17 protein-coding genes are annotated in these 25507 nt (G+C 64.7%); 7 read left to right on the top strand and 10 right to left on the bottom strand.

Annotated elements, in window-relative coordinates:
* Positions 1 to 139 precede the first annotated feature (139 nt).
* On the bottom strand, positions 140 to 3106 hold the full coding sequence (locus tag AC0L27_RS24480) for a patatin-like phospholipase domain-containing protein (protein ID WP_354204721.1): 2967 nt from the start codon (positions 3104 to 3106) through the stop codon (positions 140 to 142).
* A 275-nt stretch (positions 3107 to 3381) separates the two neighbouring features.
* Positions 3382 to 5364: a M3 family oligoendopeptidase gene (locus AC0L27_RS24485; RefSeq protein ID WP_354204719.1), complete on the bottom strand. Its 1983-nt coding sequence runs from the start codon at positions 5362 to 5364 to the stop codon at positions 3382 to 3384.
* A gap of 127 nt (positions 5365 to 5491) precedes the next feature.
* On the opposite strand from AC0L27_RS24485, the gene AC0L27_RS24490 reads away from it, so the two are divergent.
* The 3 genes from AC0L27_RS24490 (at position 5492) to AC0L27_RS24500 (ending at position 11397) form a co-directional block, all read left to right on the top strand.
* Positions 5492 to 6985 (top strand): sigma-54-dependent transcriptional regulator, encoded by a 1494-nt coding sequence (locus AC0L27_RS24490; RefSeq protein ID WP_354204717.1) that lies wholly within the window; start codon positions 5492 to 5494, stop codon positions 6983 to 6985.
* Between the two features lie 347 nt (positions 6986 to 7332).
* Positions 7333 to 9486 carry a L,D-transpeptidase scaffold domain-containing protein gene (locus AC0L27_RS24495; RefSeq protein WP_354204715.1) on the top strand — a complete coding sequence of 718 codons (2154 nt, stop codon included), beginning with the start codon at positions 7333 to 7335 and terminating at the stop codon, positions 9484 to 9486.
* A gap of 288 nt (positions 9487 to 9774) precedes the next feature.
* Positions 9775 to 11397 (top strand): peptidoglycan L,D-endopeptidase MepK, encoded by a 1623-nt coding sequence (locus tag AC0L27_RS24500; protein ID WP_354204713.1) that lies wholly within the window; start codon positions 9775 to 9777, stop codon positions 11395 to 11397.
* 61 nt (positions 11398 to 11458) lie between these two features.
* On the opposite strand, the gene AC0L27_RS24505 is transcribed toward AC0L27_RS24500, so the two are convergent.
* Both AC0L27_RS24505 and AC0L27_RS24510 read right to left on the bottom strand, forming a co-directional pair.
* Positions 11459 to 11731 carry a DUF2312 domain-containing protein gene (locus AC0L27_RS24505; protein ID WP_007596286.1) on the bottom strand — a complete coding sequence of 91 codons (273 nt, stop codon included), beginning with the start codon at positions 11729 to 11731 and terminating at the stop codon, positions 11459 to 11461.
* Between the two features lie 210 nt (positions 11732 to 11941).
* The gene (locus tag AC0L27_RS24510) at positions 11942 to 12244 is read right to left on the bottom strand and encodes a DUF1244 domain-containing protein (RefSeq protein WP_354204711.1); all 303 of its coding nucleotides are present in this window, start codon (positions 12242 to 12244) and stop codon (positions 11942 to 11944) included.
* A 177-nt stretch (positions 12245 to 12421) separates the two neighbouring features.
* On the opposite strand from AC0L27_RS24510, the gene AC0L27_RS24515 reads away from it, so the two are divergent.
* Together AC0L27_RS24515 and pyk are read left to right on the top strand one after the other, a co-directional pair.
* Positions 12422 to 13015, top strand: coding sequence for a DUF1036 domain-containing protein (locus AC0L27_RS24515; RefSeq protein WP_354204709.1), 594 nt, complete (start codon positions 12422 to 12424; stop codon positions 13013 to 13015).
* Positions 13012 to 14448, top strand: coding sequence for a pyruvate kinase (pyk, locus tag AC0L27_RS24520; protein WP_354065960.1), 1437 nt, complete (start codon positions 13012 to 13014; stop codon positions 14446 to 14448). The genes AC0L27_RS24515 and pyk overlap by 4 nt, the downstream gene beginning before the upstream one ends.
* A 151-nt stretch (positions 14449 to 14599) precedes the next feature.
* Here pyk and AC0L27_RS24525 read toward each other — a convergent pair whose 3' ends face one another.
* A complete protein-coding gene (locus tag AC0L27_RS24525; RefSeq protein ID WP_063994778.1) occupies positions 14600 to 15280 on the bottom strand; it encodes a TetR/AcrR family transcriptional regulator in 681 nt (226 codons plus the stop codon).
* Positions 15281 to 15550: 270 nt separating this feature from the next.
* On the opposite strand from AC0L27_RS24525, the gene AC0L27_RS24530 reads away from it, so the two are divergent.
* Positions 15551 to 16534 (top strand): phosphatase PAP2 family protein, encoded by a 984-nt coding sequence (locus tag AC0L27_RS24530; RefSeq protein WP_354204707.1) that lies wholly within the window; start codon positions 15551 to 15553, stop codon positions 16532 to 16534.
* A 233-nt stretch (positions 16535 to 16767) separates the two neighbouring features.
* Here the strand turns inward: AC0L27_RS24530 and AC0L27_RS24535 are convergent, their stop codons facing one another.
* Positions 16768 to 16932 carry a Flp family type IVb pilin gene (locus tag AC0L27_RS24535; RefSeq protein WP_106941974.1) on the bottom strand — a complete coding sequence of 55 codons (165 nt, stop codon included), beginning with the start codon at positions 16930 to 16932 and terminating at the stop codon, positions 16768 to 16770.
* Positions 16933 to 17230: 298 nt separating this feature from the next.
* On the opposite strand from AC0L27_RS24535, the gene AC0L27_RS24540 reads away from it, so the two are divergent.
* A complete protein-coding gene (locus AC0L27_RS24540; protein ID WP_354256903.1) occupies positions 17231 to 18712 on the top strand; it encodes a hypothetical protein in 1482 nt (493 codons plus the stop codon).
* A gap of 889 nt (positions 18713 to 19601) precedes the next feature.
* On the opposite strand, the gene AC0L27_RS24545 is transcribed toward AC0L27_RS24540, so the two are convergent.
* From AC0L27_RS24545 to ybgF, 4 genes are all read right to left on the bottom strand, one after another.
* Positions 19602 to 20816, bottom strand: coding sequence for an ABC transporter substrate-binding protein (locus AC0L27_RS24545; RefSeq protein WP_354204700.1), 1215 nt, complete (start codon positions 20814 to 20816; stop codon positions 19602 to 19604).
* 291 nt (positions 20817 to 21107) lie between these two features.
* A complete protein-coding gene (ftsH, locus tag AC0L27_RS24550) occupies positions 21108 to 23030 on the bottom strand; it encodes an ATP-dependent zinc metalloprotease FtsH (protein ID WP_007596301.1) in 1923 nt (640 codons plus the stop codon).
* Between the two features lie 266 nt (positions 23031 to 23296).
* A complete protein-coding gene (gene tilS, locus AC0L27_RS24555) occupies positions 23297 to 24349 on the bottom strand; it encodes a tRNA lysidine(34) synthetase TilS (protein ID WP_354204698.1) in 1053 nt (350 codons plus the stop codon).
* Between the two features lie 76 nt (positions 24350 to 24425).
* Positions 24426 to 25481 (bottom strand): tol-pal system protein YbgF, encoded by a 1056-nt coding sequence (gene ybgF / locus AC0L27_RS24560; protein WP_473320569.1) that lies wholly within the window; start codon positions 25479 to 25481, stop codon positions 24426 to 24428.
* Positions 25482 to 25507 lie beyond the last annotated feature (26 nt).

Here is a 25507-nt window from a genome sequence, read left to right on the forward strand (position 1 = left end):
ATTGTCCCCAGTCGAAAGTCGAATTTCATGGCTGGATACCGCAAACTTTCGGGCAGGGCAACGGCACGGGGGCGCGGTTTCCCGGCAAATCAGGTCATTTGGAATTCCGATTGGCGGGAAAGCCCCGCGCTACAGCCGCTCAGCCCTGATCAATCATCGTGGCGGTGATGTTCACGGCCGCTCGCTGGGGTACCGGGAGACCGAGCGCCTCGCGGACCGCGTCAACCGCCGGCTCGCCTGCTTCGGTGAATCGAGCCATCCGCGGGGCCGTCCCGGGGCCGACCGCCACCACGTGGTCCCCGGCCAAGAAGCCATGGGTCATGTGGAAACCAAGCGCGCGATAGACCTCGAACTGCTCCTCCGAGAAGAACTGATCGCCGGTGGTCTCGTGCGGGAACGTATCGTTACGCCGCGCGTAGTCGCGGATGTAGTCGTTCTCGTCGTTGGAGAGCGAGGACTTAATGTAGACGAGATAGCCCCTGTCATCGCCACCATAGTCGATGGTGCCGATCGCCACATGAACGTGCTCGCCGGCCTCGTCCGGCGTCTCAGGAGAGGTTCGTGTGGACTTCTTGTCGGCGTTCGCCGCCATGATGGCGCGCGTGCGGTCGCGGATCGGCGTCCATGGCAAATCGATCCGGACGCCGAGATCGATGCGGGCGTAGCGCTGGAGCTTCATCAGCGAGGAGAAATTCATCGCCGCGTCGGCTTCCGCGTCGACCACAACGATCACCTTGCAGCGCCGGCGCAGCAGCTCGTAGACGCCGAGGTTTTCGATGTGGCCGCCGTCGGTGAGGTAGACGCCGTCGCTATTCTCGTAGAGACGGCCCGAGATTTCCGACCACAGGAAGAGCGGCGTGGAGCGGCGCTGCGGCCGGACAGTGGCCTCGACATAGCGCGGATTGCTCAGCCAGTAGCCCAGCCGCACGTTCAACAGCGCGAGCGTCGGCGTCAGCGCCCTGATCGAGTTCGAGCCCATGTTCGACGACGCCGCCGCCCCCGAGATCGCCATTGCGGTGGCGAGGTCGAGGCTTTGCTCAAGATGCTCGACCGCCGGGGTCTTGGCGTAGCGCGTCGCCTCGCTGCCGACATAGAGCGGCGAGAACACAAAGAAGTCGGCATTGCGGCCGCGCCGGTTGGCGAAGTCCGACCCCTGGATGTTGAGCGCCGTGTTGATGAGATGATAGGGCGCCCCCAGCTTCCGCGCGGCAGGCCGGTCCCCCGTCGCGACCTGGTCACTCGGGGCCGCATAGAGCTCGCTCAACCTCATGCGATCGAGCGGCTTGAAATCGCGTCCCTGATCGAGGCTGGCCTCGGCGCGCGCGATATTGCCGTCTGCCGACCGGCCCGGATCGAACAGGAAAGCCTTGCTCAGCCGGTCGCGGTAAAGCCGGTGGAGCGAATTCGCGTTGGGCGTCAGCGACCATGAGATCGCAAACAGCAGCAGGCCGACGAGCGTATACAGGATCACCACGGGCAGGCTGTGCGCATAGCCGGAGCCTCTATCCAACCAGTCGAATTGTCGTGCGATATTGCTCGCGCCAGACCTGAGCCAGGCCGGAACGTGGGATACGGGCGTCAGCCAGTCCGTGGTCGCGGTGGTTGCGGCGGCCGTTGGCGTGATCTCGGCCGAGAAGGTGCCGGCGCTCGCGTCGAACTCGATCTTGCCCGACAGATTGCCCGACGCGGGCACGGTTGATTTGTTGGCCGCTAGGCAACCCTTCTGCGCCATGGCGGTCAGAGGCGCCTGGCATTTTTCGATCGGATCGTTGGCGATGCCCCAATAAGACAAGTAGAGAAAGGCGACCCAGATGATCAGTGGCAGCGCCAATCCGGCGGTCCACAACGCGACCTTGGCAATGATCGCGAGCATCATCGAGCCCCATTGCGAGGATACGCTGTCTCCCTTCAGGAATTCGGCGAATTGCTGCCTGAAAGCAGTAACGAAAACACCGATTGGCGCGGCAATTGCAGCCAGCGACTGAATCCAGGTGACCGCGACGCCGCGGACCGGCCCGCCGATCGCGTTGCTGTCGGCGACATCGAACATCTGCGACAGCATGAAGGGCTGGAATTCGAAGAACGCAATCGCGGCAAGCAGGACCAAGAAAGTCGCGCCGGCGGTCGGCCAATGCGAGCGGAACTCCTGACGCTTTTCGGGACTTGCAAATGACTGCTTGAGCGCCCAGCCGAAGAACAGGGCGACGCCGATGATCGCCGTTGCCAGCGTCAGCGCGAAATGCGCGATCTGAAGGACGCGCGCGAAGTCGCATGCGATGCCGAGCAGGAACGCGATGGCCGCAGCATAGGTCAGGAAGATGGTCGGGCCGATGCCCCGCTCCGTGCGCGAGCTCAGATAAGCGATCCCGCCGCAAGCAAGCAGCGCCAGCGCGACGATCGCCCCGATCGCAGTGAACCCGAAGCGGTCCGCGATCCAGCCGAAATGATGCAGCTCACACTGCGGCAAAGCGCCTTCGGCGATATCGACGCCGAAGAAATTTGCGACCGTGAGGCAGCTCCGCAGCGGCGTCGACCAGATCGTGACAGCTGCGAGCAGCAGCACGACGGGTAGGGTCAATCCGATATTGGCGATCAGGCCCCGCGCCACGATTGCAATCCCGGTCAAGAGATCGCGGAAGCCGGCCGGGATCAGATAGTTGGAATAATTCCTGATATGTCCGACCGATGGCGTATCGCTGATCTCGCTGGCGGTCGCAGCTCTCCCGGCGGACCGCTGGCCGAACACAAACCGCCCTGTCACCGTCATGGTCGTGCTGAGCGAGGTGCCGATGTAGCCGCCGCCCGACACGGTGGACAGATAATCGATCCGTCCGATCAAATCGTGGTGGTTCAGCGCCTGGAGCACGCCGAGGCACATGGCCGAGGAGCGGATCCCGCCGCCGGAGAGCGCGAGCCCGACCACGTCGAGCATCTGGCACGCCTCTGTGCCCTCCGGATCGACTTGCCGCGCCTCTTCGCGGCGCGTGTTGATCGCCTCGATTTCGTCGCGGACGATCTGCTGGTGCTTCTCGCACCAGGGCGTTTCCTCTTCGAAGGCAGCGGCGTTCCGCGCGCCAGGTAGGCGGACCTGTCCTTGATCGGGCATGCGGGCCTCCCGAGCGGCAAGAGGGTGATCTGCAATCAATAATTGTAAAAATAAAGCGGGTATCTACGGGGTTAGTCTCGCCTCGGGCTCGGACGTTCAATACTCCCTACCAGGATATCGAGGCCGTCTCGAACGTCGCGGCGAAATGCGCTGGCTGAAAATATGGCGCCGCCGCCGGCGCCTGCTCGTTCGAGACCGGTCCGCCGGGGCGGGCCGCTCGCTGAGCCGGCTGGCTCGTCTCGTGCCGCTCCGGTGATAGCCGGCTCGTGCCTGCCTCAGCCCATCGCTTCCAGCTCGTCGATCATGCCGGCGATGACGCTCAGGCCGCCGTCCCAGAACTTTGGATCCTTGGCATCGAGCCCGAACGGCCGCAGCAGTTCGGAATAATGCTTGGTGCCGCCGGCGGCGAGCATGTCGAGATAGCGCTCGGCAAAGCCTTCGGCCGCGTTCTCGTAGACGGCGTACAGCGAGTTCACGAGACAATCGCCGAACGCATAGGCGTAGACGTAGAACGGCGAATGGATGAAGTGGGGGATGTACATCCAGTAGTTCTCGTAGCCCGCTTTGATCTCGATTGCCGGACCAAGGCTCTCGCCCTGCACCGAGAGCCAGATCTCGCCGAGCCGCGTCGCGGTGAGTTCGCCGTTCTTGCGTTCGGTGTGGACCGCGCGCTCGAAGGAATAGAACGCGATCTGCCGCACCACGGTGTTGATCATGTCCTCGACCTTGCCGGCGAGCAGCGCCTGGCGCTGCTTTGCGCTCTTGGTCTGCGCCAGCAGCCGCCGGAAGGTCAGCATCTCGCCGAACACGCTCGCGGTCTCCGCCAGCGTCAGCGGCGTCGGCGCCATCAACGCGCCGTTCCTGGCCGCCAGCACCTGGTGCACGCCGTGGCCGAGCTCGTGGGCGAGCGTCATCACGTCGCGCGGCTTGCCCTGGTAGTTCATCAGCACGTAGGGGTGCGCGGACGGCGTGGTCGGATGCGAGAAGGCACCCGGCGCCTTGCCCAGACGCACCGGCGCGTCGATCCAGCGGTCGGTGAAGAAGCGCTCGGCGATATCAGCCATCTTTGGCGAGAAGCCGCGATAGGCGGAGAGCACCATGCTTCGTGCGTCGGGCCAGCCGATGATGTCGGTGGCCGCAAAAGGCAGCGGCGCGTTGCGATCCCAATAGGCCAGGCGCTTCCTGCCGAACCAGCGTGCCTTCAGCGCGTAGTAGCGATGCGACAATTTCGGATAGGCCGCGCGCACCGAGGCGACCAGCGCATCCACTACCTCGCGCTCGACGCGGTTGTTCAAATGCCGGGAATCCGCGACGTCCTTGAAGCCGCGCCAGCTGTCGGAGATGTCCTTGTCCTTGGCCAGGGTGTTGGTGATCAGCGCAAAGGTGCGCTCATTGGCCTTGAAGGTCTTTGCGAGCGCCTCTGCCGCGGCCTTGCGCTTGGCGCCGTCGCGGTCCTGCAGAAGATTGAGCGTCGGCTCGATCGCGAGCTCCTTGGGCCCGACCTTGAAACGCAGGCTCGAGATGGTCTGGTCGAACAGCCGGTTAAAGGCTGAATAGCCGGTCTGCGACTTCTCCAGGAAGAGCTGCTCGAGCTTGTCGTCGAGCTGGTACGGCTTCTCCTTGCGCAGATCCTCGATCCAGGGACGGTAGTGCGCGAGCTCAGCGGCCTGCATCGCGCGGTTCAAAATATCGTCATCGATTCGATTGAGCTCGAGCGCGAAGAACAGCAGATGCGTCGATGCCGTCGTCAGGCGCTCGGAAACGTCGCCGTAAAACTTTGAAATCTTGGGGTCCACGCTGTCGCCGGCATGAACGAGGCCGGCGTACGAGCCGAGCCGGCCGGCGAGGTCGTCGATCGCCTCATAGCGTCGCACGGCTTCAGCGAGCCATTTTCCGCCATCTTCCTTTGCTGTTCCTGTGGCGAGCTTGCCCTTGTAGTCCGTCTCGAACGCGACGCAATCGGCGTCCATCCTTTCGAGATCGCGCGCCACTTCCGGCGCATCGATCCCGGAATAGAGGTCGGCGAGGTTCCACTCCGGAAGCTTGCCGGTCTTGCTCGCAGGCTTGGCAGGCGAAGAGTTGGCGAGTGAAGACTTGGCGAGTGAAGGCTTGGTGGGTGAACGCTTGGTGGGTGAACGCTTGGTGGGTGAACGCTTGGAGGGTTTTGCCTTGGCTGCGGATGTCTTGGTGTTCGGCTTGCGAAGAGCGGGCTTGCTGATGGCGGACTTCTTAACTGCAGACTTGGAGCGCGAATTCATTGTGTGGGAAACCTGTGTTCAACAATCGCGACGGCGGGCGGGGGCATCAGGATTTAACAGTGCGTTAATCGGCTTCGGCCAGAGTGCCCCGATTCGAGACAGATAGTAGTAGCGTGCGGGGAACACCATGGCTGCCAGTATTTTGATCGCCGACGACGACGCTGTAGCCCGCCGGCTGGTCGAAAACATGGTGCAGAAATGCGGCTATGAGACGATCGTGGTGGACTCCGGCGACGCGGCGATCGCCGCCCTCACCGCCCCTGACGCGGCCATCGACGGCGTCGTCCTCGATCTCGTGATGCCCGGCCTCGACGGCATGGGCGTGCTGGCGAAAATCCGCGAAGCGGGCCTCAGCATCCCGGTCATCGTGCAGACGGCCCATGGCGGCATCGACAATGTTATCTCGGCGATGCGCGCGGGCGCGGCCGATTTCGTGGTCAAGCCGGTCGGCCTCGAGCGGCTCCAGGTCTCTCTTCGCAACGCGCTCAATTCGTCCGCGCTCAAGGGCGAATTGCAGCGCATCCGTCACAGCCGCGAAGGTCGGCTGACCTTCTCCGATATCATCACCCGCGCCGAGGCGATGGCGGGCGTGATGCGCGCGGCGCAGAAAGCAACAAACTCCTCGATCCCCGTGCTGATCGAGGGCGAGTCCGGCGTCGGCAAGGAGATGTTCGCGCGTGCCATTCATGGCAGCGGCGAGCGCAAGGCAAAGCCGTTCGTCGCGGTCAATTGCGGCGCTATCCCCGACAACCTCGTCGAGTCCATCCTGTTCGGTCACGAGAAGGGTGCCTTCACCGGCGCCACCGAACGCCACACCGGCAAGTTCGTCGAAGCCCATGGCGGCACGCTGTTCCTGGACGAGGTCAGCGAGCTGCCGCTGAGCGCGCAGGTCAAGCTGCTTCGCGCGCTTCAGGAAGGCGCGGTCGAGGCGGTCGGCGGCCGCAAACCCGTCAAGGTCGACGTCCGCATCATCTCGGCGACCAACCGCAAGCTGCTTGAGCGGGTCAAGCAGGGCCACTTCCGGGAAGACTTGTTCTATCGGCTGCACGTGCTGCCGCTGACGATCCCATCGCTGCGCGCCCGGCGCGAGGACATTCCGCATCTGCTCAGGCATTTCCTGGCCCGCTTTGCCGCCGAGGAGAACCGCTCCATCACCGGCATCAGCGGCGAGGCCGTGGCGCACCTTGCCCAGCTCGATTGGCCCGGCAACATCCGCCAGCTCGAAAACGCGGTTTACCGCGCCGTGGTGATGAGCGACGGCGACCAGCTTGGCCTCGACGACTTCCCCCTGATCGCCTCGCAGCCGTATCCCGGAACAGACATTCCAACCGCGCCGCTGATGCTGGAGCCAGTCGCGGCCCCCTCCGTTGTGTCAGGTAATGAAATACCGATTGCGCCGCTGCCCCAAGCTGGTGCTCTCTCCATGCTGACCGCGACCGGCGACGTCCGGCCGCTGGAGGAGATCGAGAACGAGATCATCCGTTTCGCGATCTCGCATTATCGCGGGCAGATGTCGGAGGTCGCCCGCCGCCTCAAAATCGGCCGGTCCACCCTCTACCGCAAACTCGATGAAGCCGGGGTTCCCGGCCATGGCGGCAAAAGCGGTGAGGAGACGCACTGAGCCTGACGCGAACAGAGGTTCGTCCGGGCGGTGCGATACGACTGTAAGCCGTTCGCATGACGACGGAATTCGACTGCGATTTGAACCGTGACTTGTAAGTGACAGACACAGGGAAAAGCGCGTGGCAGAAGCGCACAATCCGTTGCCAAGAGGCCTCCTTGAAGTCAGTTTGTCGTGAGTTGTCCCGGGTAGCGCTGGCCGCGAAATCGGGGCCTGTATATCGTCTGCGTGGGAATCGTTGCGTGCAGGCGTGCAACTTTCGAGAGGCCGGCGCGGTTTAGCCGAAGCTCAATAGGCGATAACGAAGCTGTTCCATGGGGGACAGTTCACCCGAGGGGTGCGACACAATGCGTGACTGTTTGAACCACCGTGCAGGCTTTGACCGCGTCTTGATGACGGTCGCGGCGACCTTCCTCACGGTATCGGCCAGCTCGGCCCTGGCGCAGGATCAGGCGCGCAGCAGCGCTGCCGAACTTGCGATTGAAGCTGCGATCCCGCGTCCCGAACCCGCAAACGTCCCGCCCCCGACCGCATCCGATATCAAGCTCGACACCACCGCCACGGTTCAGGACTCGGCAAAGGAGCCGGTCAAGGAACCCGTGAATGCGGAAGCCGCTCCCGCGCCAAACAAGGTCGACACCAAGCCTTCCGACGTCGCCACCACGCCCGCCGCCGAGGCGCCGAAGAGCGAGACGGCGAAGACCGAACCTGCCAAGGCCGACACGCCGGCCGCGCCCGCCACCGCTGCTGCTCCGGCCTCGGAGCCGGTGAAGGCCGCGAGCAACGTTCCCGCGGCCGACCAGCCGGTCGCCGACAAGCTCAAGGACATCGTCGGCGCCAAGACTGCGCGCTATTTCGACCGCAAGAACGAGCGCGCGGCGATCGAGAAGTTTTACGGCGCACGCGATTTCGCACCAGTTTGGACCCAAGGCGGCAGCCTGACCGCTGCAGCCAAGGGCGTGATCGCCCGGCTCAAGGATGCGGCCTCCGACGGTCTCAATCCCGCCGATTACCCGCTGCCGGACTTCGCCGCCGCCACGACGCCCGATGCGCTCGCCGATGCCGAGCTCAAGCTCACCGCCAGCATGTTCGACTATGCGCGCCAGGCCCAGAGCGGCCGCATGCACTGGTCGCAGGTCAGCGGCGACATCCTCTATCCCGAGCATCCGGTCGATCCGAACGAGGTGCTCGCCAAGGTCACGACCGCGGCGGACGCCTCCGCGGCGCTCGACAGCTACAATCCGCCGCACAAGCTCTACAAGGAGCTGAAGGCGAAGCTCGCGGAGCTCCGCGGCCAGGGCAACGGCCCGATGATCGAGATCGCCGATGGTCCGACGCTGAAATACACCCCGGCCGGCAAGAAGCAGGCTGAAATCGTCGTTGAAGATCCGCGCGTGCCGCAGCTGCGCGCGAAGCTCGGCATCGCCGAGAACGCCAGCGACACCCGCTATGACGCGGCGGTCGCCGAAGCCGTGCGCAAGTTCCAGAACAGCGCCGAGCTCAAGCCGACCGGCATCCTCGACGACAAGACGGTCAAGGCGATCAACACCCCGAAGCGCGACAAGCAGATCGACGTGGTGCTGGTGAACATGGAGCGCTGGCGCTGGCTGCCGCGCGACCTGGGCGTTCCCTCGCTCGGCGATGCCTACGTCATCCTCAACATTCCCGACTACACGCTGAAGGTGATGCAGCGCGGCCAGCAGGTCTGGACCACCCGCGTCGTCACCGGCAAGCCCGGCACGCATGCGACCCCGCTGCTCACCGAGACGATGAAGTACATCACGGTCAATCCGACCTGGAACGTGCCGCCGTCGATCGTCTACAACGAATATCTGCCGGCGCTTCAGCAGGACCCGACCGTGCTCCAGCGGATGGGGCTCAAGCTCGAACAGAACCGCGACGGCTCGGTGCACATCTCGCAGCCGCCCGGTGAAGCCAATGCGCTCGGCCGCATCCGCTTCAATTTCCCGAACAAGTTCCTGGTCTATCAGCACGACACGCCGGACAAGAACCTGTTCGCCCGGGACGAACGCGCCTTTAGCCACGGCTGCATGCGCGTACAGAACCCGGATCAGTACGCCTCGGTCCTGCTCAACATCGCGCTGCCGAACGAGAAGTACACGCCGGAGCGCGTGCGCAGCATGTACGGCAAGAGCGAGATCGACCTGAAATTCCCGACCCCGATCCCGGTCAACATCACCTATCAGACCGCATTCGTGGATGATGGCGGCAAGCTGCAATTCCGCAAGGACGTCTATGGCCGCGACGCGACCATGATCAACATCCTGAAGAACGGCCGCGGCAAGGATCTCGAGAACGTCGTGGCGCACTCCCAGCCGAGCTATTCACGCCCGGCAACGACGCTGCCGAACGGCGTGCTGGCAGCCAACAATGGCGGCTCGTCCGGCCCGAATTTCTTCGAGCGGCTGTTCGGAGCCCCGACCCCGCCGCCGGCTCCGGTCGGCCGCCGTCCCCAGCAGCAGCGGGTGTTCACCCGCTGAGGCAGGCCCCCCCCGACCCCTGATTTCCTGAAATTCTCCAATAAAGTCAGCGACCTCATCCTCTGGATGGGGTCGCTTAACGTTAACCATTCTCCACCTAACCTCGGGCAGCGGGCGTTTTTTCGCCACACTCACCCGGTTAGGTTCGCAATCTGACTTGGTTTGGGGGCGGGAAGGTCAACCTCGAATTAACCTTCTCGCTTTAACAAAGCGTTCATCCTCTTTCGCGCGCTTAGGGGTTTGCGGGAGAGTCCATTTTGAACGCTCGTCGACTGGGTGGGCTCTAACGTGCTGACTGGTATCGCACGCCAATTCGCTGTGCTGTCGTTGTCCCATGCGGGAGTGAAGGCCGGATCCAGGATCGGCCTCGCTGCCGTATTGCTGTTTGCTGCCGCGGGTTCAGTTCATGACGCTGCCGCGCTGAACGAGACCAAGACGCTCTCCTTCCACCACACCCATTCCGGCGAAGACCTCACCGTCACCTTCAAGCGCGACGGGCGCTACGACGAAGCGGCGCTGAAGCAGCTCAACCACTTCCTGCGCGACTGGCGCAGCCAGGACGAGACGGTCATGGACCGTCACCTCTTCGACATCCTCTGGGAAGTCTATCGCGACGTCGACGGCAAGCAGCCGATCCAGATCATCTCCGCCTACCGCTCGCCCGCCACCAACTCCATGCTCCGCCGCCGCTCCTCCGGCGTGGCGCGCTTCAGCCAGCACATGCTGGGGCATGCGATGGACTTCTACATCCCGAACGTGCCGCTGGAGCAGATCCGCTTCGCCGGCCTGCGCCTCCAGCGCGGCGGCGTCGGCTTCTACCCGACCTCAGGCTCGCCGTTCGTGCATCTGGACACCGGCAGCATCCGGCACTGGCCGCGCATGACGCATGACCAACTCGCCCGGGTCTTCCCGGACGGACGCACCGTCCACGTCCCGACCGACGGCACGCCGCTGAAGGGCTATGAGCTGGCCAAGGCCGAGATCGAGCGGCGCGGCAGCGGCGAGGATTCCGGCAGCAAATCGAATTTCTTTGCCAACCTGTTCAAGGGCAAGCCGGCTCCGGCCGCCGCGAGCAACGACGAGGATGACGAGGGCGCGCCCGCGCCGGCCGCGAAGACTGTCGCGCCGACCGTGGTCGCCGCCGCGACCAAGCCGGCCGATCCGGTGCCGACGCCGCGCGCCAAGCCGTCAGTCGCGGCGACCATTCAGCTCGCCTCGGCCGATGCGCAGATCGTCGCGTTGCCCAAGTCGAAGCCCGCGCCCGTGGCTGACAAGCCGGCCGCCGGCAAATCTGCTGATGCCAAGCCCGAGACCCCCGCCGACATCATCAATGCCCGTGGCTTCTGGGACGCCCCGGCTACGCCGCAGCAGGCGACGCCTGCTCAAGTGGCTGCGCTGAAGGCCCGCCAGGCGCTTTCGGCCGCCACCGATCCGCAGCCGACCGCGAGCGTGTCCAGTGCCGCCTATCAGGCCCTGGCCTACGCGCCGGCATCCGCCTCCCCGGTCGACCGCGCCAACGTCGTCGCCGCCTCCGCGCCGATCCCGCGCTCCGCCCGTCCCGCCTCCGCGTCGCGCAACGTTGCGCCCGCGACCGAGATCAACACGGTTGTCGGCAAGCGCGTCGACGGCATGGTCGCAACCGCGACCCGGCTCTCCGCAGCCAAGGGCGAAAGCATCTGGCTCAAGATCGTGATGCTATCGCCGAGCGCCAGCCGCGCGATGTCGGTGACGCTGATGGGCGAACTCGACACGGCCGCAATGCGCGCCTACTTCGTCAAGCCGCAGTCCGTGATCGCGATGGGTTTTGCCGACGACCCGATGCAGGGCCTGTCCTGCGACACTTTCTCGGGCACCGCGACCGCCAAGCTCGAGACGACATCGTTCGTCATGCGGACAGCTTCGCTGCGCTGAGGCGCGGGCCTTCAAGAACCTCCGCAGCCGTCCTGGCTTTCGCCAGGACGACCGCGATAGTTCAGATCATCCCCAGAGCTTGCATGTAGGTCTCGAGAATCGTCTCGGCCTCGGCGCGCTCGTTCGGGTCCTGCTTGCGCATGCGCACGATGGTGCGCAGCGCCTTGACGTCGTAGCCGTTGCCCTTGGCCTCGGCGAAGACGTCGCGGATGTCGTCGGAGATCGCCTTCTTCTCTTCTTCCAGCCGCTCGATGCGCTCGATGATGGACTTGAGCTGGTCCTTGGCAAATTTCGTCGCGGGCTCGTCGTCGCGGACGGCGGCGGAGGTGGCCATCTTGGTACTCCCAATGGAACTGGCAAAACGAGGTGACGCCGGCATCCTCACCGCGCGTGCTGGTTAGACCCTTAGGGTTCGGACCTCTCGCGTTCAAGGCAGCATCGCGCTCGTCCACAGCGCGCCCACACCTTCCTGCGGCGCGTCGAAGAAAGCTGTTGTGTGATGCGACTCAAGGGCACCGCATTATCGGGCTGCCGGCGAGGCCGTTCAGTGCCCGGGATGAACCTTCTTCATAGCATCGAGTTGCTCAGGCGTGGCCGCGCCCTGGTATTTCGACTTCCAGGCGTCGTAGGGCATGCCATAGACGGCTTCCCGGCTCTCGTCCTTGCTCAAGGCGACGCCTTGGGCGTCGGCGGCGTCCTTGAGCCAGTTGGACAGGCAGTTGCGGCAGAAGCCCGCGAGATTCATCAGGTCGATGTTCTGGACGTCTGTCCGTGTCTTCAAATGATCGACCAGGCGCCGGAAAGCGGCAGCCTCGAGTTCCGTTCTGGTTTTGTCGTCGATTGCCATGGCTGGATCCCTCGGCTTACGAATTGGCTGTGACCTGGATGGGTCACCCTTACGAGATCAGGTGGGGCCTGTCACAGATTTTGCCATATCGCGGCGCAGACGGGCGCGAAGCCGGCTTCGGGACAGTTCCCGGGCCCTACGCCAAATCGTCAATGATCTGATATAGCTTCCGCGACAATGATCGCCGAATCTCCCCGCTCCCGCCTTCGCCTGCTCGCCCGGTTGGTCCCGGTGCTGGTGGTTGGCCTGCTGTGCCTCTGGGCCAGCCCGGCCTCCGCCGATTTCCGGCTTTGCAACAACACATCGAGCCGGGTCGGCATCGCGCTCGGCTACAAGGATGCCGAGGGCTGGACCACCGAGGGCTGGTGGAACATCTCGTCCCGTTCCTGCGAGACGCTGCTGCGGGGAACGTTGGTGGCCCGCTTCTATTACATCTACGCCATCGACTATGACCGCGGCGGCGAATGGTCGGGGCAGGCCTTCATGTGCTCGCGCGACAAGGAGTTCACCATCCGCGGCACCGAGGACTGCCTTGCGCGCGGCTATGACCGGACCGGCTATTTCGAGGTCGACACCGGCGAGCAGCGGGCCTGGACGGTGCAGCTCACCGATGCCAACGAGCAGCCGTCAAAACAGCAGCGCGTGCCCGGTCTACCCGGCCCGGTTGGTCCGGGGGTTCCCGGTTTGCCCAATGGCCCGCCCGGTGGTACGCCCCCCGCCGCGCCTGGCCTCCCGCCAGCTCCCTCGCCCCCGTCTGGAAGTAAGCCATGAGGCGTCTTCGCCGTATCAAGATTCTCGCGACCCTTGGACCCGCCTCTTCGGACCTCGCGATGATCCGCCGCCTGTTCGAGGCCGGCGCCGACCTGTTCCGCATCAACATGAGCCACACCCCGCATGACAAGATGCGGGAGCTTGTGGCGACGATCCGCAACGTCGAGAGCAGCTATGGAAGGCCGATCGGCATTCTGGTCGATCTCCAGGGACCAAAGCTCAGACTCGGCGCGTTCGCCGAAGGCGCGGTCCAGCTCCAGAACGGCCAGACCTTCACGCTGGATTCCGACAAGGCGCCGGGTGACACCACCCGCGTCCAGCTCCCGCATCCGGAGATCCTGGCCGCGCTGCGGCCGGGCCATTCGCTGCTGCTCGACGACGGCAAGGTGCGGCTGATCGCCGAGGAGACCTCGAAGGAGCACGCGGTGACGCGCGTCGTGGTCGGCGGCCGGATGTCCGATCGCAAGGGCGTCAGCCTGCCGGACACCGACCTGCCGGTCTCGGCAATGACGCCGAAGGACCGCGCCGACCTCGAGGCGGCGCTGGTCACCGGCGTCGACTGGATCGCGCTGTCCTTCGTGCAGCGCGCCGACGACGTGCTCGAGGCCAAGAAGATGATCCGCGGCCGCGCCGCGGTGATGGCCAAGATCGAGAAGCCGCAGGCGATCGATCGCCTGGCCGACATCATCGACGCCTCCGACGCCCTGATGGTGGCGCGCGGCGATCTCGGCGTCGAGCTGCCGCTGGAACGCGTGCCGAGCCTGCAGAAGCAGATGACGCGCATGGCGCGGCGCGCCGGCAAGCCGGTGGTGATCGCGACCCAGATGCTGGAATCGATGATCCAGTCGCCGGTGCCGACCCGCGCCGAAGTCTCCGACGTCGCCACCGCCGTCTACGAAGGCGCCGACGCCATCATGCTGTCGGCGGAATCGGCGGCCGGCAAATTCCCCGTCGAGGCCGTCTCGACCATGAACCGCATCGGCGAGGAGGTCGAGCGCGACCCGATCTATCGCTCCGTCATCACCGCACAGCGTCCCGCCCCGGAAGCTACCGCAGGCGACGCCATCGCGGACGCCGCGCGGCAGATCGCCGAGACGCTCGACCTGCCGGCCCTGATCTGCTGGACCAGCTCGGGATCGACCGCCGTGCGCGTGGCGCGCGAGCGGCCGAAGCCGCCGATCGTGGCGATCACGCCGAACGTCGCGGCTGGACGCCGGCTGTCGGTCGTCTGGGGCGTGCATTGCGTGGTGGCGGAAGACGCGCGCGACCAGGACGACATGGTGAGCCGCGCCGGCCAGATCGCGTTCCGCGACGGCTTCGTCCGGGCCGGCCAGCGCGTGATCATCGTCGCCGGCGTGCCGCTCGGCATCCCCGGCACCACCAACATGGTGCGCATCGCCTCGGTCGGCCCCGAGGGCGAAGCGAATATCTAGGTCCGCCAGCACGCGGCAAACAAAAAACGTCGAAAACAACCCCATGCACAGTAGCCGGCGGGTCCGGCGAATGTACTGGGGTTTGTCGCAAAGGCGAACTCGGGCAATGGCCTGGGCGCGATCAGGTCCGCCGGTCGATCAGGCGGACGTTTTAGGCCCCAACCAGCGCTTTCGCCGTCGGCAGCAGCGTCTGCTGCACAACGAGACCCCTGGCGCGGGCGTCCATGACGCCGACCGCGCGGAGCGCCAGTAGCGTCACGGTCTGCACCGCATCGCGCATCCTGGCGGGGTCGTCGAGATTGTCCGGCGCAAGCGGTCCGACCAGGGCCTCGTGCAGTGCGCCGAGCAGCGCGGTGGCGGCGAGCGCAGTGTCCTGCGCCGGCAGGTGGCCGGCGCGCACGGCGGCGTCGATCCGGGAGGCCATCTCGCCCGCGATCTCGCGCCGGCTGGCGAGGCGTGAAGCGCTGACATCGACATCGACCGGCTCGGCCAGGATGCCCCAGGCGAGCCTGCGCTGCGACAGGGTATGGACCGCCACGGTGGTCACGGCTGCCGCCAGCGCCGAGGACGGCCCCGGCGCGGCATCGGCGGCTCGCCGGATCGCCGTGAGCTCGTCGCGCGAGACTTCGGCGATCAATTCGGAAATCAAATCGGCCTTGGAGGGGAAGTAGCGGTAGACCGTACCCGCCGCGACGCTGGCGCGAACCGCGACCGGCGCAATCTGCACCGCCGCCATCCCGCCTTCCGCCGCTGCCTCCCGCGCCGCCGCCAGTATCGCACTGCGCCGAGCCGCAAGGCGCTTCACCACTTGATGCGTCCGCCGATAAACCATGGCGCGCTTCCTGTCCCACACGCCAGCCGCACGCCCTGCGGCCGAACGCTTCGTCACTGATGTCGCAAATCGCCCCGCAAGGACTGAACAACTATTCAGAGTGGATGACAAGGTGCAAATGCATGAAGCGTCACGCCAAAAATAAGTGCGAGCTCAAACAGCTGAAAACCTCGCGAACTGCTTTGGTGAAGGGGTAACCACGATCGTTACCGCCATCTTAAACCTGCTCCGCGACTGTGCTGCGGTATTGCGATCCCACCTCGGTGCAGCATGGTCGACACGGACGCCCGGACCGCCTGGCAGCTCTTCCACCTGAACTGGCTTCCCATCGCAGCCATGGGCACCCTGCTGGCGCTCGGTCTCTCCTTCACCGGCCTGAGCCTCGAACCGGTCGCCTACGGCGTGACGCTGGCAGTCGCTGCACTCCTGCTCGCGGTGGCCTATGGCCACCGCATCGTCAAAGGCGAGCTTGCCGACCCGAAGCTGCTGTTTTCGCTCGGCACGATCGGACAGATCATTCTCACCTGCGCCATCGTCGGACCGCTCAGCTATGTGGCGGCCAAGCTGAACTGGCCACTGCAGGACCAGGCGCTGCTTGCGATCGACCGTGCTCTCGGCCTCGATCCCGAACCGATCGCGCGATACGTCAACGACCATCCCTGGCTCGCGGACTGTCTGGCTCGCGGATACGGGCTGATCAAATTGCCGCTGCTGGGCATCCCCGTCGTGCTGGCACTGACGGCGCACTATATGCGGCTGCAATTGTTCATGCTTGCGATGAGCCTCGCGCTCGCAGTCACCATCGCGATCTCCGCCGTCGTGCCCGCGATCGGCACCTATTGGGGGCTGCAGCTGTCCGCCGCGCATTTTCCCGAAATCAACACCGCGATCTATGCCGGGCAGTTGCGCGACATTCTCGCGCTTCGCGACGGTAGCCTGCACGAGCTCCGGTTGTTCTTCCTCGCCGGCATTGTCTCGTTTCCGAGCTTCCACGCCGCGTCCGCCGTGCTCTACATGTGGGCGTTGTGGCCGGTGCGCGGCCTCGGCGGCATCGCGGCCGCGCTCAATCTGCTGATGATCGCGGCGACTCCGGTGATCGGCGCGCATTACGTCATCGACGTCGCCGGCGGCATCGCAGTCGCCGCAGCGTCGATCTGGGCGGCGAAATTCTATCTCGAATGGCAGCGCCGCGCGCAGCAAACGTCTGCCGCGCCTGCACCGTCGGCGGTCTGGCAGACCGGCCTCGCGGAATGACGGGCGGCAAGTTGCCTAGGGTCCGCGCGTAGCGCTGTCCCACCAGCAACTTTCAACCTTCAATGTTCTCAACGGTGCGAGCACTTCCGTCTGCGCTCTTGGAGCTGCGGCAGACGCTTTGCCGCATCACAAGCTTGCTACAGCTTCACGACCTCCCAGATCCGGAAATCGTCGGCCAAAAGCAGAGAGCCCCGTCAAGGACGGGGCTCTCTAAATTCGCGATCTGTCCGGCCTTACTTGAGGCTGGTCGAGATCGAGGTGAACTTGGCGTTCAACGTGGTGCCCAGGTTATTGACGACAGTGATGATCGCCAGCGCGATGCCGGCGGCGATCAGACCGTATTCAATGGCGGTGGCGCCGGATTCATCCTTCGCGAAACGCGCAACGAGGTTCTTCATCAAGAGCTCCAAATGAGTACACGAGGCTACAACTGATCTGGTCTTTTTGGGCTTCCCAGCGCCGCTTGACCATGGAACCGAACGTAGTGGCAAAGAATTGCGCCGCAGTTAATTCGACTGCGGAAACACAGAGCGGTTTGCGTGTATTCGCCGATGGTAAACCGAAATCTAAAACGATCCGTTAAATGTTGAGACATTCAAGCCGCCCGGCACGACCGGTTTACCCGGAATTATGACCGCCGTGGTCCAATGTCGACCGCTCGGCACCCCGACAGAAACAACAGGACGACGAGGCGGCATGTCCCTTTCCTTTGCCAACAGCATCACGGTGCAGGGTCGTGCGCGAACCCTGGTGCCGCTGTGCGTCGGTGCGGGTGCCTATCTCTTCTTCGTGTATGTCGGCGACACGCTGCTTCAGGACTCTGACTCGTTCTGGCAGATCAAGATCGGACAATGGATCCTGGATCACGGCGCCATGCCGTACACGGACATCTTTTCCTTCACGCGGACGGGCGCGCCGTGGATTTCAACGTCGTGGCTGTCGCAAGTGCTGTTCGCTTTCGCTCATGCGCAAGGGGGCTGGGCAGGTCCCGTCATCATCACCGCGATGGGAGTCGCGCTCACGGCCGCGATCTTCGTCCATCTGCTCGAGGCACAGATCGAGGCACCCCGCGCAGTGCTGTTTGCGATGCTGGCCCTGCTGCTGTCGCTGCATCACGTCCTGGCGCGTCCCCACATCCTGGCGCTGCCTGTGATGGTGGCGTGGGTCGGCCTATTGATGGCGGCTGCCGACCGCAGGAGCGCACCGTCCTGGTACTGGCTGCCGCTGATGGCGCTGTGGGCGAACTTGCATGGCGGCTTCGTGCTCGGTCTGGCGCTGATCGGTCCGATCTCACTCGAGGCCATCGAGCACGCCGAGAAAGGACGGCGGCTGCAGCTGTTCCTGCGCTGGGTGCTGTTCGGGATCGGTGCACTGGTCGCGAGTTGCTGTACGCCGTACGGCTGGAGAACGCTGCTGGGCGCGACCAACATCCTGAGCCTGGGCGAGCTGCTCTCGCTGATCTACGAATGGATGCCGGCGAACTTTGCCACCTTCTCCTCGTTCGAGGGCGCCCTGCTCGGTCTGATCGCATTCGGCTATTATCGCGGCCTCGTGCTCTCGGCGCCCAGGATATTCCTGATCCTGTTCCTGACCTGGAGTGCGCTGACCCACGTCAGGAGCATCGAGGCGTTCGCGTTCCTGGTGCCGCTGGTGCTGGCGAAGCCGCTGGGCCAGCTGGCCTCGCGCCCGCAGCCGGACGCAACCGGTGCCGACCGCTGGCCGGCCCGCTATGTCACCGCGCTTGGCGCGCTGATGATCGTGGCCGCGAGCTGGACCTCGACCTCGCTTTACATGCGGCATCACCACTTCACCTTCACCATGACGCAGACCCCGGTCGCGGCAGTCGACTTGCTCGAACAACGCAAGGTCCAGCGCATCTTCAACGCCTACCAGTTCGGCGGCTATCTGATCTCGCGCGACGTCCCTGTTTACGTCGACGGCCGCGCCGAGCTCTATGGCGAGAAATTCGTCATGGACTTCTTCAAGGCGACCGAGGGCAGGAAGCCCGAGCTGCTTCCGCGCCTGCTCGACGAATACAAGATCGACGCAACGCTATTGACCGCCGATGCGCCCGGACCGCAGATCCTGGACATGCTCAAGGGTTGGAAGCGGATCTATACGGACGACATCGCAGTGATCCATGTTCGGGACGATGCGGCTGTGACGCCGCCGAAGTGAAAACGTAGCTCCCGTGAATGGGACGTCCGCTTCAAAGCGTGAAGCAGACCTGAACAGGCGCTCGGGCCACCTCGCCGTCTGCTCCTTAGCCGACTTCGTCGGAAAGTGGACCGATCCAGCAAATTTCGCGAACGACGATCGCAAGCCCGGCAGATCGGTAGCAAGCGGCTCTCGCGAGATAGCTTCCTGGTCGTAACGCCAGAACCTGATGTTTACTGCGCAAATCGTCTCGTCTATCCGATGCATCTAGCAACCACATTGCACCGGACGCACCTGTGCCGAATTCCAGGCGTTCAGCATTTGAACTTTTCAGAAGGTTCCGCAGTTGTGGACTTTGCAACGCAGGTTCGATGAGTCTTTCGTCATCAACCCCAAGCCATTGACGAGAAAGCCCCTGTCACGGTGACCACTGGAGCACCACGCGATGTCGCCGGCATCGCCAGATAGCACAACAGCGCTGCCTTGGTAGCAGGCAATTGATCCCAGCCAAGTTCTCACTCTGCATGCACGGGCATAGTCGCTTTGGTCGGCCGGATCTTCATGACCGCGCCATCCTTCGATACCCCGCCAATGCGGGAGTTGTTCGTCAGCAATCAGCAGGTGAGGACCGCCGGTTGTCGTTATCCAATTGTGTGTTCGCAACATACGTCGAACGATAGCAGGTATTTCTGCTGTTGGCCCCGTAGTCGACGCGCCAAGGCAAGTTGCCGCTCTTCGCTTCCGTGGGCGTAGCGGACATAGCAAGTGTTCGCGGGCTGATCGGGATTTCAGTACCCGTCTCAGCGCTTTGAATTGGGCGTCCAGGAAGTCAAACCTTCCCCAATCGGGAGAGATGATCGAGTTCCGGACTCGCAGTGGATCGACCAAAAAGCCGATCCCTCATCAATCATCAATTGCCCGTCTGCAGTTCGCCGAAGCGCTCCCAGCTCTTGCCATTGAAGCGCATGAACTGCATCTGGTCGACCGGGACATGGTCGGTGGTGCCGGTGTTGACCTTGATGCCGGGCAGCAGCATCGGCAATTCGAGATCGCGGATCGCAAACGCCTGCCTGAGGATGTTCTCGGTCGACAGATCATTGCCGCAGGCTTTCAGCACCGCCTCCAGCGCCATGGCGCTGTTGTAGGCGTTGACGTAATTGGTGTCGTGCTGGTCGGCCTCCGGCAAATATCTGGTCATGAACTCGCGCCAGCCCCTGACGCCGGAATCGTCCTTCCAGGCGGGATCGTCGGGGTCCTTCACGTAAGCAGTGGAGAGGATGCCGGTGCCGGCTTCCAGTCCCGCAGGCTCCATCACCGTCGAAACCCACACCGCAACGTTGGACAGGAACGTCATGGGCCGCCAGCCGATCTCGAAGGATTTGCGGATCGCTTGCGCCGCGAATTTCGGCGTCGCCGCGATCACGAATACGTCGGCGCCCGAGGCCTTGAGCTTCACGATCTGGGAATCGATGGTCGGGTCCTGGATCTCGTAGGTCGCGCCCGTGACGACGCTATCGTAGTTTGCACCGAGCACGTCCTTCAGCCCGGCGAGATAGTCTCGGCCGTAATCGTCGTTCTGCGAGATAACGGCGAACTTCGCGTTCGGATTCTTCGCCAGCGCGTAACGCGCATAGAGCCGCGCTTCATAGCGGAACGGCGCCTGCACGCCCATCGTCGCCTGCGGATATTGCGCGAGGTCGGCGAATTTCGAGGCGCCGGAGCCGATGAAGAGCTGCGGCACGTTCTTGGACTGGAGGTATTTCGCGATCGCCGTGTTGTGGGCGGTACCGATCGAGGAGAAGATCAGTGCCACCTCGTCGCTCTCCACCAGCCTGCGGGTCTGCTCGACCGATTTCGGCGGCGCATAGCTGTCGTCGAGCGAGATCAGATTGACCTTGCGCCCGTTGATGCCGCCCTTCTCGTTCAGCATCTTGAAATAGCCGACCTCGCCCTTGCCGAGCGCCCCGAAGGCCGACACCGGCCCGCTGTAGGGCATGGTCTGGCCGATTTTGATCTCGGTCGCGCTGACGCCGCGCATTTCGGCGGCGGCGGATGGGGCGGACAGGAACGAGAATGTCACGAACGATACGGCGCCAAGCGCGCCCAATGCCCTCGCAAAACGCATCGGCTTGCCCTCCCCTTTGTCTGCGCGGTCGAGCCGCGCGTTCATTGAGGAGAGCATGCCACGACATCATCGCAGACTCCAATCGCTATGAGTCGCGGGGATCGGAGAGCGAGCAAAGGTAAGGGTGCCGGCAACGGCGGCGCCCCATGGATGGTCGGCACTGCGCAAGGGCGGCTTTGCGCACCTACCTATTCGTCGCGAGATACTCAGCTGCCCACGTTTGAAAAGCGCCGCTCAAACAAAAAACGCGGCGTTTCCGCCGCGTTTTTCAATTCCATCTGCCGCTCTCGATTACGCCTGCGGCTGCGGCTCCAGGCCGGGATCCGGATCGGGCCGCGGGCGCGACTTGCCGGCCGGCGGCACGGCGGAGGCGCGCGGGGTGGTCGGCTCAAGCACGGACTCACGGTTCGGCTTCTTGCCCTTGAGCAGGTCGATGATCTCGTCGCCGGAGAGCGTCTCGAATTCGAGCAGGCCTTTGGCGAGAGCTTCGAGATCGGCGCGCTTCTCGGTGAGAATACGCGTTGCCTCGTTGTAGCCTTCTTCGACGAAGCGCCGGATCTCGGTGTCGATCTTCTGAACCGTCGCCTCCGATGCGTTCTGGGTGCGCGACACCGACATGCCCAGGAAAACCTCGTCCTGGTTCTCGCCGTAGGACACGGTGCCGAGCGCCTCGGACAGGCCCCAGCGCGTCACCATCATGCGCGCCAGACGCGTCGCCTGCTCGATGTCCGACGACGCACCCGAAGTCACCTTCTCGCGGCCGAAGATCAGCTCTTCGGCGACGCGGCCGCCCATCATGATGGCAAGGCGCGAGGTCATCTGCTCCAGCGACATCGACAGCTTGTCGCGCTCGGGCAGCTGCATGACCATACCCAGCGCACGACCGCGCGGAATGATCGTCGCCTTGTGGATCGGATCGGTCGCGACGACGTTGAGGCCGACGATGGCGTGGCCGCCCTCGTGATAGGCCGTCAGCAGCTTCTCTTCCTCGGTCATGACGAGCGACTTGCGCTCGGCGCCCATCATGACCTTGTCCTTGGCTTCCTCGAACTCGGCCTGGGTCACCATCCGCTTGTTGCGGCGGGCGGCGGTGAGCGCGGCTTCGTTGACGAGGTTCATCAGGTCGGCGCCGGAGAAGCCCGGGGTGCCGCGCGCGATGGTCTTGAGGTTGATATCCGGCGCCAGCGGCACCTTGCGGACGTGGACCTTGAGGATCTGCTCGCGGCCGACGACGTCCGGGTTGGGCACCACGACCTGACGGTCGAAGCGGCCGGGACGCAGCAGCGCGGGATCGAGCACGTCGGGACGGTTGGTCGCGGCGATCAGGATCACGCCCTCGTTGGCCTCGAAGCCGTCCATCTCGACCAGCAACTGGTTCAGCGTCTGCTCGCGCTCGTCATTGCCGCCGCCGAGGCCAGCGCCACGATGACGACCGACGGCGTCGATTTCGTCGATGAAGATGATGCAGGGCGCGTTCTTCTTGGCCTGCTCGAACATGTCGCGGACGCGGCTGGCGCCGACGCCGACGAACATCTCGACGAAGTCAGAACCCGAAATGGTGAAGAACGGCACGTTGGCTTCGCCCGCGACCGCACGCGCGATCAGGGTCTTGCCGGTGCCGGGAGGGCCGACCAGCAGCACGCCCCGCGGAATGCGGCCGCCGAGGCGCTGGAATTTGCCGGGGTCGCGCAGGAATTCGACGATCTCCTGCAGGTCCTGCTTGGCTTCGTCGACGCCCGCGACGTCCTCGAAGGTGACGCGACCATGCGCTTCAGTCAGCATTTTTGCGCGCGACTTGCCGAAGCCCATCGCCTTGCCGGCGCCGCCCTGCATCTGTCGCGACAGGAAGATCCACACGCCGATCAGCGCGATGAAGGGCAGCCAGGAGACCAAGAGCGAGACGAACCACGGCACGTTGTCGCCGGGCGGCTTCGCGGTGATCTGCACCTTGCTGTCATAGAGGCGCTTCACGAGCGTCGGATCGCTCGGCGCATAGGTCTGGAAGCTCGAGCCGTTGGTGAAGGTGCCGTGAATGTCCGGCCCCTGGATCACGACGTCGCGCACATTGCCGCGGTCAACCTCGCTCAGGAGCTGGGAGAAGGCGATGTCCTGCGAGGAGGCGCGCTGACCCGGATTCTGGAAGAGCGTGAACAACGCCAACAGCAGCAGGACAATGATGACCCAGAGGGCGAAATTGCGCAGATTGGCGTTCATCGATCTTCCTTCGTGGTCGCGCGGATCGCGGCCTGAGCCTTGGGCAGTTATTTGGGCAGCGCGAGGAAATCCCCAAGGAATCCTCTCGGTTAGACGGATACAATCTAGGTGTCGCTCCGGTCGCTGCCAAGGGAACGAGATGGGACTATTTAGCCCATCTTAGTCCGATTCCCGCTGAAATAATGGCGCCCTGATCCCGCTTTTTCCGGCCTGGTTAAGGTGTCCTCACGGCGCGGTCGCGAAACGAGCCGGTGCCATGATCCGCCTTATCCCCCCTTGCGCCGGGCCGGCGCCGGCGCGATGTGGATACGCTCCCCGGCAAGGCTGATCAGGGCTCCTGCAAGCGTCTGCTTCAGGGCTGGCCGGCCATTTGCGGGTGCGCGGGGACGCGAGGCAATGGCCTGATCGAGTACGGCCAGGAGGGATTCGACCTTGCCGAGTTCCGCCGGTCCCTCGTGCCCGAACGCGTTGATGGCCCGCAGTAGGATCCGCAGCCGGACCTCCTCCGGCAGGGCGGCAAACGCGGAGGCCTCGAGGCTTCGAAGGCCGGCCTGCGGCGCATCGCCGCGATCCCGCAAACGGAGGAAGCGCTCGGCTCCATCGGTCAGCACCTCGACGGCCGCATTGGCGCGCGCCAGCCTTGCCGCGAGCCGAGCCAGGCTGCGGGCATCACCGCCCTCCGCCGCGAGCTGCGGCAGCAGCGCACGCAGCCGCGGCCGGGTGAAGGCAGCGTCGTGGTTGGTGGGATCGTCGGCAAAGCTGATCTTCGCCCTCCTCAAGGTCGCGATCAGCTGCGCCTTCGGAACATCGAGCAGCGGACGCGCAAGGACGACGCCGCCGCGCTCGGTGAGACGGGCCATCGCCGACAGCCCGACCAATCCGCTGCCGCGGACAAGACGCATCAACAGGGTCTCGGCCTGGTCGTCGCGGGTGTGGGCGGTCAGCACGTGGCTCGCCCCGGCGACACGCGCGGCCTGCACAAGCAGACGGTAGCGGGCTTCGCGCGCGGCGGCCGGCAGTCCCGTTTTCGGCTTTGCCCCGCGCCAGCGCACGGTCCGGTGCGGCAAGCCAAGCCCGGTCGCCAGACGCTTGACCTCGCGCGCCTCGCGCGCCGCCTCCGGCCGCAAGCCGTGGTCGATGGTGACGACGCTGAGACGCGGGCCGCGCGCGAGGCTGCGGTGCCAGCGCGCCGCAAGCCACATCAGCGCGACGGAGTCGGGCCCTCCGGAGACCGCGAGCAATAGTCCCTGCGCGCCTTTCAGGCCTGCGAAGAGGCGCTTGGCCTCACGCGCCGAGATCGGTGAGTTGTCGTCTGACATGACGCTGCAATCGTCCGCGGATGGACCGAATGTTTAGCGCAGCGCGATCCGCCTTGTCAGGATCAATCGCCGCGGGTCAGCACTTCACCCGCTTCTGCTCGCGGTCGACCGCGGCTTTGACGCCGGCGGAAGCGCGCGGATATTTGCGGCCGACTTCGCCGAAGGCGGCGCAGGCGGCCTCCTTCTCCTTCAACGCGGCCAGCGACTGGCCGAGCCGCAGCAGCGCATCCGGCGCCTTGGCGGATTTGTCGTATTTGGTGGTGACGGCGAGGAAGGCTTCCGCGGAGTCGCGATATTGCTGGCGCTGGAAATAGCTCTCGCCGAGCCAGTATTGCGCGTCGCCGAGCAGCGGGTCCCTCGGATATTTCTGCGAGAAATTCTTCATGGTCTGCTCGGCCAGCGCATAGTCCTTGCGCTGCATGTAGCCGATGCCGAGGTCGAATTCGTCGCGCGGCGTGGCCGAGGGCGGCAGGGTCGTCAGCGCCGGGGCGCCTGATGATGCCGGAGATCCGGATTGGGCCGGCGGATAACCGGGCTGCGCTGCCGGCGGCACCCCTTGCTGGTAGCGCGGACCGGTGTTGGCGAGATCAAGCGGTTCGCCGGCGCCACGGCCGCCGGGCGCGCCGCTTGGGGCACCTGCAGGCATCGGTTGCTGCCCGCCGCCGAGCGCGCGCGGCGCACCCGGCGCATTCGGGCTCTGGTTCGGGTCAAAGGCATCGCCGCGGCGGCGCGTGCCCGGCGCGCCGGGCGCTGGCTGCTCCTGAACGATCGGCGCGGGAGAGGCGATCTGCGGCTGCTCGTAATTCGGCTGGGCCGCTTGCTGGTGCGGCGGCTGCTGGCGATAGGCCGGCGCGGCTTGCGCGGGCGGCATGGCCGCGACGTTGGGCTGGACCGCCGCCTGGCCGGGCGCACCTTGCGCGCCGCCCTCAAGCGCTCGCAGCCGCTCTTCGAGCTGGCGGTTGCGATATTGCAGCTCTTCGTTCTGGCCGGTGAGCTGGCGCAGCTGGTTCTCCAGCCGCTCGATCCGCATCTCGGGATCTGCATCGTCCGACTGTGCGAGGGCGGGCGAGCACAAAGAGAGCAGCGCGGCGATCGCCACGGTGCCGGTGAAGACCTTAAATCTGGATGACATCTTGCCCTGACGACGAAAGCGAAATG

The sequence above is a fragment of the Bradyrhizobium sp. Ken51 genome (assembly GCF_055807435.1).